14 protein-coding genes and 1 riboswitch are annotated in these 14,474 nt (G+C 70.8%); of the genes, 12 read left to right on the top strand and 2 right to left on the bottom strand.

Annotated features, from left to right (window positions below; genetic code table 11):
• Positions 1-2 precede the first annotated feature (2 nt).
• Positions 3-1,388 carry a solute carrier family 23 protein gene (locus ABZS61_RS03250; RefSeq protein ID WP_356415349.1) on the bottom strand — a complete coding sequence of 462 codons (1,386 nt, stop codon included), beginning with the start codon at positions 1,386-1,388 and terminating at the stop codon, positions 3-5.
• A gap of 236 nt (positions 1,389-1,624) precedes the next feature.
• On the opposite strand from ABZS61_RS03250, the gene ABZS61_RS03245 reads away from it, so the two are divergent.
• Entirely contained in the window at positions 1,625-2,920 is a 1,296-nt protein-coding gene (locus tag ABZS61_RS03245) for an alginate lyase family protein (RefSeq protein WP_356415347.1), read from the top strand.
• A gap of 52 nt (positions 2,921-2,972) precedes the next feature.
• Here the strand turns inward: ABZS61_RS03245 and ABZS61_RS03240 are convergent, their stop codons facing one another.
• Complete coding sequence (locus ABZS61_RS03240) at positions 2,973-4,214, bottom strand: MFS transporter (RefSeq protein WP_356415344.1); 1,242 nt, start codon at positions 4,212-4,214, stop codon at positions 2,973-2,975.
• Between the two features lie 137 nt (positions 4,215-4,351).
• Between ABZS61_RS03240 and ABZS61_RS03235 the strand changes: the two genes are divergently transcribed.
• The 11 genes from ABZS61_RS03235 to ABZS61_RS03185 all read left to right on the top strand — a co-directional run bounded on the left by ABZS61_RS03235 (position 4,352) and on the right by ABZS61_RS03185 (position 14,451).
• The gene (locus ABZS61_RS03235; RefSeq protein WP_356415342.1) at positions 4,352-5,557 is read left to right on the top strand and encodes an ROK family transcriptional regulator; all 1,206 of its coding nucleotides are present in this window, start codon (positions 4,352-4,354) and stop codon (positions 5,555-5,557) included.
• 77 nt (positions 5,558-5,634) lie between these two features.
• Positions 5,635-5,765, top strand: a riboswitch (FMN riboswitch).
• A gap of 160 nt (positions 5,766-5,925) precedes the next feature.
• Complete coding sequence (gene ribD, locus ABZS61_RS03230; protein ID WP_356415339.1) at positions 5,926-7,026, top strand: bifunctional diaminohydroxyphosphoribosylaminopyrimidine deaminase/5-amino-6-(5-phosphoribosylamino)uracil reductase RibD; 1,101 nt, start codon at positions 5,926-5,928, stop codon at positions 7,024-7,026.
• A complete protein-coding gene (locus ABZS61_RS03225; protein WP_356415337.1) occupies positions 7,027-7,644 on the top strand; it encodes a riboflavin synthase in 618 nt (205 codons plus the stop codon). It abuts the gene before it with no gap.
• Positions 7,641-8,285, top strand: coding sequence for a nicotinamide mononucleotide transporter family protein (locus ABZS61_RS03220; protein WP_351176146.1), 645 nt, complete (start codon positions 7,641-7,643; stop codon positions 8,283-8,285). The genes ABZS61_RS03225 and ABZS61_RS03220 overlap by 4 nt, the downstream gene beginning before the upstream one ends.
• Positions 8,282-9,571, top strand: coding sequence for a bifunctional 3,4-dihydroxy-2-butanone-4-phosphate synthase/GTP cyclohydrolase II (locus ABZS61_RS03215; RefSeq protein ID WP_356415334.1), 1,290 nt, complete (start codon positions 8,282-8,284; stop codon positions 9,569-9,571). The genes ABZS61_RS03220 and ABZS61_RS03215 overlap by 4 nt, the downstream gene beginning before the upstream one ends.
• Positions 9,572-9,595: 24 nt before the next feature.
• The gene (gene ribH, locus ABZS61_RS03210) at positions 9,596-10,081 is read left to right on the top strand and encodes a 6,7-dimethyl-8-ribityllumazine synthase (protein ID WP_307128077.1); all 486 of its coding nucleotides are present in this window, start codon (positions 9,596-9,598) and stop codon (positions 10,079-10,081) included.
• A 35-nt stretch (positions 10,082-10,116) separates the two neighbouring features.
• Positions 10,117-10,389 (top strand): phosphoribosyl-ATP diphosphatase, encoded by a 273-nt coding sequence (locus tag ABZS61_RS03205; RefSeq protein WP_056787177.1) that lies wholly within the window; start codon positions 10,117-10,119, stop codon positions 10,387-10,389.
• A 53-nt stretch (positions 10,390-10,442) separates the two neighbouring features.
• A complete protein-coding gene (hisG, locus tag ABZS61_RS03200; RefSeq protein WP_356415330.1) occupies positions 10,443-11,291 on the top strand; it encodes an ATP phosphoribosyltransferase in 849 nt (282 codons plus the stop codon).
• A 41-nt stretch (positions 11,292-11,332) separates the two neighbouring features.
• A complete protein-coding gene (locus ABZS61_RS03195) occupies positions 11,333-11,809 on the top strand; it encodes a PH domain-containing protein (RefSeq protein WP_356415327.1) in 477 nt (158 codons plus the stop codon).
• 183 nt (positions 11,810-11,992) lie between these two features.
• Positions 11,993-13,360 (top strand): hemolysin family protein, encoded by a 1,368-nt coding sequence (locus ABZS61_RS03190; protein ID WP_356415325.1) that lies wholly within the window; start codon positions 11,993-11,995, stop codon positions 13,358-13,360.
• Positions 13,357-14,451, top strand: a complete 1,095-nt coding sequence (locus tag ABZS61_RS03185; RefSeq protein ID WP_356415322.1) for a hemolysin family protein — start codon at positions 13,357-13,359, stop codon at positions 14,449-14,451. Before ABZS61_RS03190 ends, ABZS61_RS03185 begins: the two co-directional genes overlap by 4 nt.
• Positions 14,452-14,474: the final 23 nt, after the last annotated feature.

Raw genomic sequence — 14,474 nt, 5'->3', positions numbered from 1 at the left:
CCTCAGGCCTTGGGCGATTCCTCGTCGTACGCGGAGGTGCCCGAGTCCAGCAGGGGCTCCTGGGACTTGAGGTGGGCGGGGGCGAAGGCCCGCAGCACGTGGTAACCGGTGATCACGACGATGGTGCCGAGCGCGATGCCGCTCAGTTCGAAGTCGTCGGAGAACTTCAGGCTGACCCCGCCGATGCCGATGATGATGCCCGCCGCGGCCGGCACGAGGTTCAGCGGATTGCGCAGATCGACCTTGGCGTTCGTCCAGATCTGGGCACCCAGGAGGCCGATCATGCCGTACAGGATGACGGTGATGCCGCCGAGTACACCGCCGGGGATCGCGGCGACGACCGCCCCGAACTTGGGGCACAGGCCGAAGAGCAGCGCGAAGCACGCGGCGGCCCAGTAGGCGGCGGTGGAGTAGACGCGGGTCGCGGCCATCACGCCGATGTTCTCGGAGTACGTGGTGTTCGGCGGGCCGCCCACGGCGGTGGACAGCATGGACGCGGCGCCGTCGGCCGCGATCGCCGTGCCCAGCTTGTCGTCGAGGGATTCGCCGGTCATCTCGCCGACGGCCTTCACATGCCCCGCGTTCTCGGCGATCAGGGCGATCACGACGGGCAGGGCGACCAGGATCGCCGACCACTCGAAGCTCGGAGCGTGGAAGGACGGGAGCCCGACCCAGTCGGCGTCGCCCACCGCGGACAGGTTCAGCCGCCAGTGGTCGACGGCCTCGGCGCCGCCGGCCGGTGAGTGGATCCTTCCGAAGACCCGGTCGAGCACCCAGGACAGGACGTAGCCGAAGACGAGCCCGAGGAAGATCGCGATACGGGAGAGGAAGCCGCGCAGACAGACCACGGCCAGTCCGGTGAACAGCATGACGAGCAGAGCCGTCCACTGGTCCTGCGGCCAGTACGTCGAAGCGGTGACCGGGGCGAGGTTGAAACCGATCAGCATCACGACGGCGCCGGTCACCACCGGTGGCATGGCTGCGTGGATGATCCGCGCGCCGAACCGCTGCACGGCGAGCCCCGCCAGGAACAGCACGGCGCCGACCACGAGTACCGCGCCGGTGACGGTGGCACTGCTGCCCCCGCCGGCCCGGATCGTGGCGGCGACCCCCACGAAGGAAAGCGAGCAGCCCAGGTAACTGGGGACCCTGCCGCGTGTGGCCAGCAGGAAGATCGCGGTCGCGACACCGGACATCATGATGGCGAGGTTCGGGTCCAGGCCCATCAGGACGGGCGCGACGAACGACGCACCGAACATGGCCACCACGTGCTGGGCGCCGAGTCCGAAGGTCCGGGGCCAGGAGAGCCGTTCGTCGGGGCGGACCACGGCCCCCGGTTCGGGGGTCTTTCCGTCGCCGTGCAAGGTCCAGCGCACGCCGAGGCCCATGGTCGCTCCCTGTCTTCTGTGTGCGGTGTCCACCCGCGGAGATGATCAGCGTCATGTTAGTGCCGCCGCGCCCGGTCACCGGCGGCGGCCCGTCCCGGCACCCGGGTCCCTCCACGGCGCGACGGGTCCCATCCGTGAATCGTGCGCGAAGCATTGTCAGCCCGAACAGTCACGCCTACGCTCACACGGTCCTGTTCATGAACAGTGTTCATATAGCTGAAATCGAGGAGTGCTCGATGAACGGAAGACGCCGTCTACGCCTCGGTGTGCTGCTCGCCACGGTGACCGCGCTGGGCGCCGCACTCGTACCCACCGCCTCCCCGGCCGAGGGCACCGCCCGGGGCGATCGTCCGCACGCCGCGCCGCCCAGGACCGTGGTGATCGACGGTCAGCGCATGCAGCGGACCAAGGACCGGCTCCACCGGGGCGATCCGGCGCTAGGGAGGGCCGTCGAGAAACTCACCGCGCAGGCGGACGGCTGGCTCGGCCAAGGTCCGTGGACGGTGGTCGACAAACCCGAGCCGGCCCCCGGCGGGGACGTCCACGACTATCTGAGCCAGGCGCCCTACTGGTGGCCGTCCCAGCCGCGTACCGAGGGGAACCCCTGGGGCTGCCCGTACGTCCAGCGTGACGGCGAGCGCAATCCGGAGGTCGACACCGGCACCGACCGCCCCGACGTCGGCAAGGTGTTCAACTCGGTCACCGCGCTCAGCCTCGCCTGGTACTACACGGGCCGTGAGCGGTACGCCGAGCACGCCGGGGACATCCTGCGCACCTGGTTCCTCGACCCGGCGACCCGGATGAACCCGAACCTCGACCACGGGCAGTTCATCCCCTGCAAGTACGACGGCCGGGCCATCGGGATCATCGACTTCTCGCAGCAGTACACCAGCGTGCTCGACGCCGTCGCCCTGCTCGACACCGGCGCACCCGGCTGGTCCACGGGCGACCGGGCCGCGATGCGGGCCTGGAACACCGACTTCCTGGACTGGCTGGTGAACTCGGAGTTCGGGAAGCAGGAATCCGCCGCGAAGAACAACCACGGCACCTTCCAGGACATGCAGATCGCCGGACTGGCCCTCGCCACCGGCAACCGCGAGCTCGCCCGCAGAACCGTCCTCGACGCGCGTGCCCTGCGGATCGACCCGCAGATCAGCGAGGACGGCAGTCAGCCCCAGGAGCTCGCGCGGACCAGGAGCTGGCACTACTCGACCTTCGATCTGGTCGCCTACACCCGGCTCGCCGCCATCGGCAGGCAGGTCGGGGTGGACCTGTGGGACTACGAAGGGCCGCAGGGACAGAGCCTGTTCAAAGCCGTGCGCTATCTGCTGCCCGCCGCGACCGGGGCCGCCCCCTGGCCGCACCCCGAGCTGGAGTTCTACCGGTACGCGGCGAGCGACATCGTGCACGCGGCCGCCGACGCGGGCGACCGGCAGGCCGGGGCGGCGGTTCCCCGCCTCGAAACGCCCCCCGGCGGTGACCTGTGGGCCCTGCGCCCCGCCGCCGAACAGCTCGACTCGATCGCCGGCTGACCTGCGGCGTACGGGCTCCGCGCTGTATGCGGCGCCCGTACGCCGACCGGTGTCACGTGCCGGCGGTGCTCCCGGACGGTGCGGTGGCGGGTGCCGCGTCCGGCGCGCCGCCCTCCGCCACCTTGCGATCGCCCGCCCTCAGCACCCCGGCGCCCAGCACGAGTCCGAAGGCCAGCACCGTCACGAGGCCGAACGACACCAGCAGTGACGTCGCCTCCGCCAGGGAGCCGATCGCGGACGGGGCGATGAGCCCCGAGGTGTACGTGATGGTGGCGACGCCCGCGATGGCCCGACTCGGGTTGTCCCCGCTGCGCCCGGCCGCCGCGAACGCCAGCGGTACGACGACCGCGACGCCCAGCCCCAGCAGGCCGAAGCCGCACAGCGCCAGCGCCGCGTTCGGCGCCAGGACGACGAGCAGCCCGCCGGCGGTGGCCAGGACGCCGCCGACCCGTACGGTCCGCACCGCCCCGAACCGGTCGACGACCCGGTCGCCGGCGATCCGGGCGATCGCCATCATCAGGGCGAACGCCGTCGTCGATGCCGCCGCGAGCCCGGCGGAACTGCCCATGATGTCCTTGAGGTAGACCGCCGACCAGTCCAGGCTCGCCCCTTCGGCGAACACGGCGCAGAAGCCCACCGCGCCGATGACCAGTGCGGACTTCGGCGGGAGGGTGAAGCGCGGCGGCGGCTCCTCGTCCGGTTCGCTGTGCAGGTCGAGCACGTGCCGGCAGGCGAGCAGGCCGAGCGCGGTGAGCACGAGCGCGGCCAGAATGTGATGGATCCGGGCATCGGCGCCGATGTGCGCGGCCACCGTGCCGGCCGCGGAACCGACCAGGGCGCCCACGCTCCACCACCCGTGCAGCCCGGACATGATCGACTTGTCGAGCCGGTTCTCCACCTCCACGCCGAGCGCGTTCATGGCGACGTCCGACATCCCGGCGGACGCCCCGTACACGAAGAGCGCCGCGCAGAGCGTGACGAGGTTCGGGGCCAGGGCCGGAAGGACCAGCGCCAGGGTCCAGAGCGCCAGCAGCCCGCGCAGGGCCGTCCGTGCGCCGAACCGGTGGCTGACCCGGCCGGCCAGCGGCATGGCCAGTGACGCTCCGATGGCCGGGAACGCGAGGGCGAGGCCGAGCTGTCCGGCGCTCACCGAGGCATGGTCCTGGATCCAGGGGACCCGGGTCGCGAAGCTGCCGGTCACCGCTCCGTGCACGGCGAAGACCGAGGCGACCGCGTACCTGGCCCGCCTGACCTGTTCCATGCCGAAAACCCGGACCGTCGGATCCATCGTCATACGTGCCCTCCCCGGAGAATATGCGCCGACCGGCCACGTGGGTGCCCGTCCGTGCGGTGCGGCCGTAAACTATCAGGAACCCTGCCTGATAAATAGCCCACCGCAGCGGACCGGCAGCGATCTGGAAGGATTCCGGCATGCCCGCATCCCCGAGCACGGCCCGGGCCATCAACGACCGGCTCGCCCTGCGACTGCTCCAGCAGGACGGCCCGCTGACGGCCACTCAGCTCAAGACCCTGACCGGACTGTCCCGCCCCACGGTCGCCGACCTGGTCGAACGACTGCAGGACGCCGGCCTGGTCAGGGTCGTCGGCGAGAGCGGATCCGACCGCCGCGGCCCCAACGCCCGCCTGTACGGGATCGTGGCCGACCGCGCACACCTGGCCGCTCTCGACGTACGCACCGACAGCGTCGCCGTGATCGTGGCCGATCTGCTGGGTGCCACGCTCGCCGAGGCCACCCTGCCGATCGGCAGCGACACCGCGACCGAGCCCGCGGTGGAACAGGCCGTCGCGCTGCTGGAGCACACCGCCCGCGCCGCGGGAACGGCGCCACTCCACAGCGTTGGCATCGGAGCCCCCGGCCTCATCGACCCCGTTTCCGGCGAACTCCGCGACACGACAGGGCTCCCCGCCTGGCACCGCGGGCTGGTCAAGGTGCTCCAGCAGCGGCTGCCCGCGACCGTTCTCGTGGAGAACGAGACCAATCTGGCCGCCGTCGCCGAACACCGCATCGGCGCCGCACGCGACCGCGACACCTTCGTCCTGCTCTGGCTCGGCCATGGCATCGGAGCCGCCGTCATGCTGGACGGGAAGCTGCGCCGCGGCGCGTCCGGCGGGGCGGGCGAGATCGGATTCCTGCCGGTACCCGGCACCGGCGGGGTGCCCTCGGCACTCAACTGCGACGGCGGGTACCACTCGCTGACCGGCTCCGTCGCCGTCTGCGAACTGGCAGCCGACCACGGCATCAAGGCGCAGGGCCCCGCAGGCGACGGGGAGCAGGAGCAGTACCTCGCCGCCGCGTCCGTCGTCCGTGCCGCGCTCGCCGCCGACGGCCCGGAGGGTGATGCGTTCCTGGAGGCGCTCGCCGGCCGGATCGCGCTCGGCGCCGCAGCCGTCGTCTCGGTGCTCGACCCCGGCTGCCTCGTCCTGGCCGGTGAGGTCGGCAGAGCGGGCGGCGACACGCTCGCCGCACGGGTCGAGGAACGGCTCGCCCGCATGTCGCCCCTGCCCACAGAGGTCAGGGCGGGGGCGCTGGGCGGCAGCGCCGTCCTGCGCGGCGCGCTGCTCGCCGCCCGTGAGGCCGCACAGGAGGTCCTGTTCGCTCCGGGTGGCGCCCGGTAGCCGTCTGTGATCCAGCCCACACGGCGCACCCGCATGGCCGAAGTCCAGCCGTGGCAGAATGTGTGCTGTACCAGTAGCAGCGCACTCCGGGGTCGGTGTAATTCCGAACCGGCGGTTATAGTCCGCGACCCGTCCGCAGCCAGCGGCCGGTTGACCAGGTGAGATTCCTGGACCGACGGTGAAAGTCCGGATGGGAGGCAGTGCGCGGCGGGTCGTCACAGGTACGCCGCCGTAGGCGGATGCGTTCCGGGATCTTCCGGGACGAGAAGCATCCGTGCCCTCGGTTCGGCGTTCCCCTGTTGCGTTCCGCTTCATCTGTCGTCATCGACAGGCCCCGGAGTCCGTGCCCGAAGAGGCAGGAGGACCCGGTGGCCACCGCAGCCGATATCACCGCCATGCGGCGAGCGATCACGCTCGCGGCCCGCGGGCTCGGCTCCACCAGCCCCAACCCGGTCGTCGGGTGCGTGATTCTCGACGCCGCCGGACAGCCGGCCGGTGAGGGCTTCCACCGACGCGCCGGTGGGCCGCACGCCGAGATCCACGCCCTGCGTGAGGCCGGTGAGAAGGCCAGGGGCGGCAGCGCCTACGTCACCCTCGAACCCTGCAACCACACCGGACGCACCGGACCCTGCGCCCAGGCGCTCGTGGCAGCCGGTGTCGAGCGGGTGGTGTACGCCGTCGGTGACCCCAACCCGCAGGCCACCGGAGGCGCCGACACCCTGCGCGCCGCCGGGATCACAGTGGAACAGGGCCTCCTCGCCGACGAGGCCGAGGCGGGCAACGCCGCCTGGCTGACCTCCGTGCGGCTCGGCCGCCCGTACGTCCTGTGGAAGTACGCGGCGACCCTCGACGGCCGGATCGCCGCCGCGGACGCCACGAGCCGCTGGATCACCTCGGCCGAGTCCCGCGCCGACGTCCACCGGCTGCGCGCCGAGGCCGACGCCGTCGTGGTCGGTTCCGGCACGGCCCGTACCGACGACCCCCAGCTCGGGGTACGTGGCATCGAGGGCGCCGACCAGCCGCTCCGGGTCGTCGTCGACACGGGCGCCACAGCCGTACGGCCCGGCTCCCGGGTGCTCGACGGCACGGCGCCCACCCTGATCGCGGTCGCCGGCGACGCCGACACCGCGCACCTCCCCGAAGACACCGTGCTCCGGCTGCCCCGCGCCGCCACCGGTCCGGGACTGGACATCCCGTCCCTGCTGACGGCCCTGCACGGGCGCGGTATCCGCTCCGTACTCCTCGAAGGCGGACCGGTCCTCGCCGGGTCCTTCGTCGCCGCGGGAGCAGTCGACAAGGTCGTCGGCTATCTCGCTCCGGTCCTCCTCGGCGCGGGCCCGGCAGCCCTCGCCGACGCCGGAATCTCCACCATCTCCCAGGCGTTGCGCCTCGATGTGACCGAGACCGTCCGTATCGGCCCCGATCTGCGCATCACCGCCGTCCCCGTCCCTGCTCGGAAGGGAAACTGAGTGTTCACCGGAATTGTCGAAGAACTGGGTGAGGTCACCGCCGTCGAGAAACTCGGCGACGCCTCCCGCTTCCGACTGCGCGGCCCCGTCGTCACCGAAGGCGCCAAGCACGGCGACTCCATCGCCGTCAACGGCGTCTGCCTCACCGTCGTGGACCTCGGCGAACACGAGTTCACCGCCGATGTGATGGCCGAGACGCTGAACCGCTCCAGCCTCGGAGCGCTCGGGACGGGCTCCCGGGTCAACCTGGAGCGCCCCATGGCGCTCGGCGGCCGGCTCGGCGGACACATCGTCCAGGGCCACGTCGACGGCACGGGCCGCATCATCGAGCGCAAGATCTCCGAGAACTGGGAGATCGTGAAGATCTCCCTGCCCGCCGATCTCACCCGCTACGTGGTGGAGAAGGGCTCGATCACGGTCGACGGCGTGAGCCTGACCGTCGTCGACGCGGGCCCCGACTACTTCACCATCAGCCTCATCCCCACCACCCTCGCGCTGACCACACTGGGCGTGAAGGAGCCCGGCGACCCGGTCAACCTCGAAGTGGACGTCATCGCGAAGTACGTCGAGCGGCTGCTCGGCGGGAACGCGCCGGAATCCGGAGGCCCGGTCGCATGAGCGCCCTGGACTGGCTGAACTCGGAGGCGTTCACCGCCTTCGGCCAGCACATCATCTGGTCGGACCTGATCGGCAACACGATCGGTCTGATAGCGCTGGCCCTCGGCTGGCTCCGCTCGGTCTGGACCTGGCCCGCCCAGCTCCTGTCCGGCGTCGTCCTGATCGCCGCCAACGTCTCCGTGCAGCAGGCGGGCAGCGTCGGCAAGCAACTGATCGTCGTCGCCGTCGCCGTATGGGGCTGGCAGCAGTGGACCCGCGGCAGGCAGCAGGCCCAGGACGGTTCCATCGCCGTGCGCTTCGCCACCTGGCGCGAGCGTGCGTACCTGGCGGGCGGCGCCGCGGTCGGCACCCTCGCGGTCGGCGGCCTGTTCACCGCCTTCCCGTCGCTCTCCTGGAGCCCGTGGGCGGACGCGTACATCTTCGCCGGCACGCTGGTCGCGATGCTGGCCCAGGCCCGCGGCATGGTCGAGTTCTGGTTCGCGTGGCTGCTCGTCGACCTCGTCGGCGTACCGCTCAACTTCCACAGCGGACTCGCCTTCTCCGGTCTCATCTACGTCGTCTACGGCGCCCTCGTCCTGTGGGGCATGCGCGACTGGTGGCTGCGTACGCGGTCACCCGCTCTGGAAGGAGCCACGGCATGACTGCCCAGCCCACCTGGTTGCACGACCGTACGGCCGAGGACCTGTCCCTCGACCCCGTGGAGCAGGCGATCCGCGACATCGCCGCCGGCCGGCCCGTCGTGGTCGTCGACGACGAGGACCGCGAGAACGAGGGCGACCTCGTCATCGCCGCCGAGAAGGCGACCCCCGAGATCGTCGCGTTCATGATGAGCGAGTGCCGTGGGCTGATCTGCGCCCCCATGGAGAACGACGAGCTGGAACGGCTCGAACTCCCGCAGATGGTCGACAACAACACCGAGTCGATGAAGACCGCCTTCACCGTCTCCGTCGACGCCTCCGCCGCTCACGGTGTGACCACCGGGATCTCCGCCGCCGACCGGGCCACCACGCTGCGGATGCTGGCGGGAGGACGGGCGGGCCCCGGCGACTTCGTCCGGCCCGGCCACATCTTCCCCCTGCGCGCCCGCTCCGGAGGCGTCCTCGTCCGCAACGGCCACACCGAGGCCGCGGTGGACCTCGCCCGGCTCGCCGGGCTGCGCCCCGCAGGCGCCATCGTCGAGATCGCCGGTGAGGACGGGGTGATGCTCAGGCTGCCCGAGCTCGTCCCGTTCGCCCGCAAGCACGGACTGACGATCATCTCCATCGAGGACCTGATCGCCTACCGGCGCAGCTCGGAACCGACCGTCCGCCGTGAGGCGGAGGTCCGGCTGCCGACCGCGTTCGGCGCGTTCACCGCGTTCGGCTACCGCTCCACCGTCGACGGCGTCGAGCACGTGGCCCTCGTCCACGGGGACATCGGCGACGGCCAGGACGTCCTCGTCCGGGTCCACTCCGAATGCCTGACGGGGGACATCTTCCAGTCCCAGCGCTGCGACTGCGGCCCTCAGCTGCACGCCTCGATGGAGCGCATCACGGCCGAGGGCCGCGGCATCGTCGTCTACCTGCGCGGTCACGAGGGCCGTGGCATCGGCCTGCTGTCCAAGCTGCGCGCGTACGAACTCCAGGAGCGGGGCTCCGACACCCTCGACGCCAATCTCGAGCTCGGCCTGCCGGCCGATGCCAGGGACTACGCGGCGGGTGCCCAGATCCTCGAGGACCTCGGCGTCCGCACGCTCCGGCTGATGACCAACAACCCCGACAAGACCGCCGCCCTCGTGCGGCACGGGCTCGGAATCACCGGGCGCGAACCCATGCCCGTCCAGGCCGGCGAACACAATCTGCGGTACCTGCGCACCAAGCGCGACCGCATGGGGCACGACCTTCCCTGGCTCGACGCCACCACCGCGTCGACCTGCGCGAACCAGTAAACACAGACCAACACCAGGAGAGACATGAGCGGCAAGGGCGCACCCGAACTGTCCGTACGCAACTGCGGTGACCTGCGCGTGGCAGTGATCGCTGCCCAGTGGCACGAGAAGGTCATGGACGGACTCGTCGACGGGGCCCTGCGCGCCCTGCACGACCTGGGCATCGACGAACCGACCCTGCTCCGGGTCCCCGGCAGCTTCGAGCTCCCGGTCGTCGCCAAGGTCCTCGCGGGACGCGGTTACGACGCGATCGTCGCCCTCGGAGTGATCATCCGCGGCGGCACCCCCCACTTCGAGTACGTGTCCCAGGGCGTCACCAACGGTCTCACCCAGGTCACCGTCGACACCGGCGTCCCCGTCGGCTTCGGCGTCCTCACCTGCGACACCGAGGAGCAGGCGCTGGACCGGGCCGGACTCGAGGGTTCCAACGAGGACAAGGGGCACGAAGCGGTCACCGCCGCCGTTGCCACCGCGGCCACGCTGCGCACCGTAAGCGAACCCTGGCGCTGAGAGAGGGTCCGGGACCCCGTATTCTAAGGACCATCATGGCGAACAAAACCTTCGAAGAGCTCTTCGCCGAGCTGCAGCTCAAGGCCGCCAACGGCGACCCCTCCACCTCCCGCACCGCCGAACTGGTGGACAAGGGTGTGCATGCCATCGGCAAGAAGGTCGTCGAGGAGGCCGCCGAGGTCTGGATGGCCGCCGAGTACGAGGGCAAGGAAGCCGCCGCCGAGGAGATCTCGCAGCTGCTGTACCACGTCCAGGTGATGATGGTCGCCCGCGGAATCTCCCTCGACGACGTCTACGCCCACCTCTGAGCACGCCCCCGCACGTTCCCGGAACTCCCTCCGCACAAAGGAAACCTGACCTCATGCTGCGCATCGCCGTCCCCAACAAGGGTGCAATCTCCGGGCCTGCGATGGCGATGCTCCATGAGGCGGGCTACCAGCAGCGCAAGGAGTCGAAGGAACTCGTTCTTGTCGACCCCACGAACCAGGTCGAGTTCTTCTACCTGAGGCCGCGCGACATCGCGATCTACGTCAGCTCCGGCCGCCTGGACATCGGCATCACCGGCCGCGACCTGCTCCTGGACTCCGGTGCCGACGCCGAGGAGATCCTCCAGCTCGGCTTCGCCCGCTCCACCTTCCGTTACGCCACGAAGCCCGGCACGGCCGCCGGCCCGCAGGACTTCGAGGGCATGACGATCGCCACCTCCTACGAGGGCATCGTCGCCAACCACCTCGCCGAAGAGGGGGTCAAGGCCTCGGTCGTGCACCTCGACGGCGCGGTCGAGACGGCCATCGAGCTCGGCGTCGCCCAGATCATCGCCGACGTGGTGGAGACCGGCACCAGCCTGCGCAACGCCGGACTCGAAGTCATCGGCGAGCCGATCATGTCGTCGGAAGCGGTCGTGATCCGTCGCAAGGGCGCCCCCGCCGACGAGCCCAAGGTGGAGCAGTTCCTGCGTCGCCTGCAGGGCGTCCTGGTCGCCCGCAGCTACGTGATGATGGACTACGACTGCCGCGTCGAGCACCTGGAGCGCGCCGTGGCCCTCACCCCGGGCCTCGAGTCGCCGACCATCTCCCCGCTGCACCACGAGGGCTGGGTGGCCGTCCGCTCCATGGTCGCCGCCAAGGAGGCGCAGCGGATCATGGACGACCTGTACGAGCTCGGCGCCCGCGCCATCCTCACCACGGCCATCCACGCCTGCCGCCTCTGACGGCCCGGACCGACCAGCGCACACCGAAGGACGACAGCCTCATGTCCGCCCCCGCGTCCCGGACCGAACTCCCCGCTCTCCCGGTCACCTTCAGGCCCACCCTCACCCGGGTGGTCCTGCTGACCGTGGGGGTGGCCATGTTCGTCGTCATCACCGCCGTCGCCCTGATCCTCGAACACCTGAGCGCAGGGGAGCGAACCAGCTTCGTCTTCGTGGCGCTGCTCTTCCTCGGTGTGCTCGCCCTGCTCAGCAGGCCGAAGATCGTCGCCGACGAGGCCGGGATCAGGGTGGTCAACATCACCCGGACCCGCCGACTGGCCTGGGCGGAGATCCTGCGCGTCAATCTGCGGGCGGGAGACCCCTGGGTCTTCCTCGACCTGAGCGACGGCACCAGCATGCCCGCCCTCGGAATCCAGCCCGGAATCGCCAGGGAACAGGCCATTCGTGACGCACGGACACTCCGCGCGCTCGTGGAATTCCACGGCACCGGAACGGACGACGCAACCGAGAACGTCTGAGCCCCCTGCCCCGAAGAGCCGCATCTTGATTACTCTGGAGGACGGCGGCGCCCTGTGCGCCCCGCCCCGCACCAGAGGCCCACAGGCTTGCGGGGCATTCCTGCGACCCAAGGAGTGACTCCCTCCAGCAATGGACGGATCGTCCGGTAGTACCTGCGCCGCCCTCTCCCCGGAGGCGGCGGCATGACAACCCCCCTGCTGCTTCTCAGCGCGGCATTCCTTCTCATCCTCGCCAACGGATTCTTCGTGGCAGCCGAATTCGGGCTCGTCACGGTGGACCGGCCGGACGCCGAACGCGCCGCCGCCGAAGGCGACCGCCGGGCCCGCACCGTCGTCGCGGCCCTGCGCGAACTCTCCTTCCAGCTCTCCGGCACCCAGCTCGGCATCACCATCACCTCGCTGGTCGTCGGCATGCTCGCCGAACCGGCACTCGCCCAGCTCCTCGCCGGACCGCTCACCGCCACCGGACTGCCCGCAGGGGCCGTCCCCGGAGTGAGCGTCGTGATCGGCATGCTGCTCGCCTCCGCCATCCAGATGGTCATCGGCGAGCTCGTACCGAAGAACTGGGCGGTCTCCCGGCCGCTCCAGGTCGCCCGGTTCGTCGCCGGTCCCCAGCACAGGTTCGCCACCCTCCTGCGGCCGGTGATCACCGTGCTGAACACCGTCGCCAACCGGCTGGTGCGGCTGCTGGGCGTCGAACCCACCGACGAACTGGCTTCCGCGCGCACCCCCGGCGAACTGGTCTCACTCGCCCGTCACTCGGCCCAGGCCGGCACCCTGGAGCAGGACACCGCCGATCTCTTCGTGCGGACCCTGTCACTCGCCGGTCTCACCGCCCAGCACGTGATGACCCCGCGGGTGAAGGTCAGCGCCCTGCAGTCGTCGGCGACCGCCGCGGACGTTCTCAACCTCACCCGGGCCACCGGTCTCTCCCGCTTTCCCGTCTACCGGGACCGCATCGACGAGGTCGTGGGAATGGTGCACCTCAAGGACGCCCTCGCCGTTCCCGCCCAGGACCGGCTCCGGACCCCGGCGGGCCGGATCGCCGTACCGCCGCTCCTGGTACCGGAGACGCTTCCCGTCGAGCAGCTGCTCCGCCAGCTGCGCAACGAGCAGCCGATCGCCGTCGTGGTCGACGAGTACGGGGGCACCGCCGGTGTCGTCACCCTCGAGGACATCATCGAGGAACTCGTCGGCGAGGTGAGGGACGAGCACGACGCCGAAGGCGCCGACCGCCCCGAGCTGACGTCCGTCGTCACCGACGACGGACGTCCCGGCTGGGACGTGGAGGGAAGCTGCCGGGTACTGACCCTGCTGCGGATAGGCCTCGACGTGCCCGAAGGGCCGTACGAGACCGTGGCAGGACTGGTCGCCGACCTGCTGGGACGCATCCCCGCTCCCGGTGACCGGGCCGAGCTGCCCGGCTGGCGGATCTCCGTCCGCCAGGTCGGCCACTACCGCGCCGAGCAGGTGCGCTTCGTGCGGCTGACGGGCGTGGCGGAACCGGCGGCGCATGAGCCCGTTCGTGCACTGGCGGAGGCTGTGCGATGAGTCTCCTCCACCTGATCTTCGCAGGGCTCCTGGTGCTGGCGAACGGCTTCTTCGTCGGCGCCGAATTCGCCCTGGTGTCCGTGCGTCGCAGTCAGATCGAACCCCTGGCCGCCGACGGGTCGAGCAGGGCGGGGAAGGTGCTGTACGGCCTGGAGAACCTGCCGCAGATGATGGCCGCCGCGCAGTTCGGCATCACGGTCTGCTCGCTCACCCTCGGCGCCGTCGCCGAGCCGACCGTCGCCCATCTCCTGGAGCCGGTCTTCCACGCGGCGCACATGCCCGAGGGACTCATCCACCCCCTCGGCTACGCCGTGGCCCTCGTCTCCGTCATCTTCCTCCACCTCGTCATCGGCGAAATGGTCCCGAAGAACCTGGCGATGGCCGCTCCCGAGAAGACCGCGATGTGGCTCAGCCCCGGACTGGTCGGCTTCGCCCGGCTCTGCCGGCCCGTCACCTCGGCGCTCGGAGCGTGTGCCCGGCTCGTGCTCCGGCTCTTCGACGTCGAGCCGAAGGACGAGGTCGAGTCCGTATTCACCAGCGAACAGCTCAACCGCCTGGTGGAGGACTCCGGACAGGCCGGACTGCTCGAACCCGAGGCGCAGGAACGGCTCGGGGACGCACTGGAGCTGGGCAGCCGGCCCGTCACCGACGTGCTGCTCGACCGGGCGTCCCTGGTGACGGTGGATCCGTCCGTCACCCCGCGCCAGGTGGAGGAGCTGACCGTACGGACCGGCTTCTCGCGCTTCCCTGTCCGTGCGGAGGGCGGCGGCCCCTTCATGGGCTATCTGCACGTCAAGGACGTCCTCGAGCTGGAGGACGGCGAACGGGCCGTCCCGCAGCACATCTGGCGTCCCATGGCGACCGTGCGGGCGGAACTCCCGCTGGACGACGCCCTGACCGTGATGCGCCGCGCAGCGACGCATCTGGCCCAGGTCGCCGACGCCACGGGCAAGGTGCTCGGCCTGGTCGCCATGGAGGACGTCCTGGAGAAGCTCGTCGGCGAGGTCCGGGACCCGGCACACCGCGTCTCGGTGCCCCGCCGCACGGTGAAGGTGCCGGCGGAGCACAAGGCCATGGCCCCACTGGGCTGACGGGTCACTCACCACCGCACACG

Source organism: Streptomyces sp. NPDC005566 (genome assembly GCF_040605575.1).
GTDB lineage: Bacteria > Actinomycetota > Actinomycetes > Streptomycetales > Streptomycetaceae > Streptomyces.
This window is presented reverse-complemented; position numbering and strand designations above follow the sequence as displayed.

Bases quoted from the DNA above. Each gene is read 5' to 3' on its own strand.
- hisG (WP_356415330.1), top strand. From the start codon at position 10,443: ATGCTGCGCATCGCCGTCCCCAACAAGGGTGCAATCTCCGGGCCTGCG.
- ABZS61_RS03215 (WP_356415334.1), top strand. From the start codon at position 8,282: ATGACTGCCCAGCCCACCTGGTTGCACGACCGTACGGCCGAGGACCTG.
- ABZS61_RS03195 (WP_356415327.1), top strand. From the start codon at position 11,333: ATGTCCGCCCCCGCGTCCCGGACCGAACTCCCCGCTCTCCCGGTCACC.
- ABZS61_RS03235 (WP_356415342.1), top strand. From the start codon at position 4,352: ATGCCCGCATCCCCGAGCACGGCCCGGGCCATCAACGACCGGCTCGCC.
- ABZS61_RS03245 (WP_356415347.1), top strand. From the start codon at position 1,625: ATGAACGGAAGACGCCGTCTACGCCTCGGTGTGCTGCTCGCCACGGTG.
- ribH (WP_307128077.1), top strand. From the start codon at position 9,596: ATGAGCGGCAAGGGCGCACCCGAACTGTCCGTACGCAACTGCGGTGAC.
- ABZS61_RS03240 (WP_356415344.1), bottom strand. From the start codon at position 4,214: ATGACGATGGATCCGACGGTCCGGGTTTTCGGCATGGAACAGGTCAGG.
- ABZS61_RS03190 (WP_356415325.1), top strand. From the start codon at position 11,993: ATGACAACCCCCCTGCTGCTTCTCAGCGCGGCATTCCTTCTCATCCTC.
- ABZS61_RS03220 (WP_351176146.1), top strand. From the start codon at position 7,641: ATGAGCGCCCTGGACTGGCTGAACTCGGAGGCGTTCACCGCCTTCGGC.
- ABZS61_RS03205 (WP_056787177.1), top strand. From the start codon at position 10,117: ATGGCGAACAAAACCTTCGAAGAGCTCTTCGCCGAGCTGCAGCTCAAG.
- ABZS61_RS03185 (WP_356415322.1), top strand. From the start codon at position 13,357: ATGAGTCTCCTCCACCTGATCTTCGCAGGGCTCCTGGTGCTGGCGAAC.
- ABZS61_RS03250 (WP_356415349.1), bottom strand. From the start codon at position 1,388: ATGGGCCTCGGCGTGCGCTGGACCTTGCACGGCGACGGAAAGACCCCC.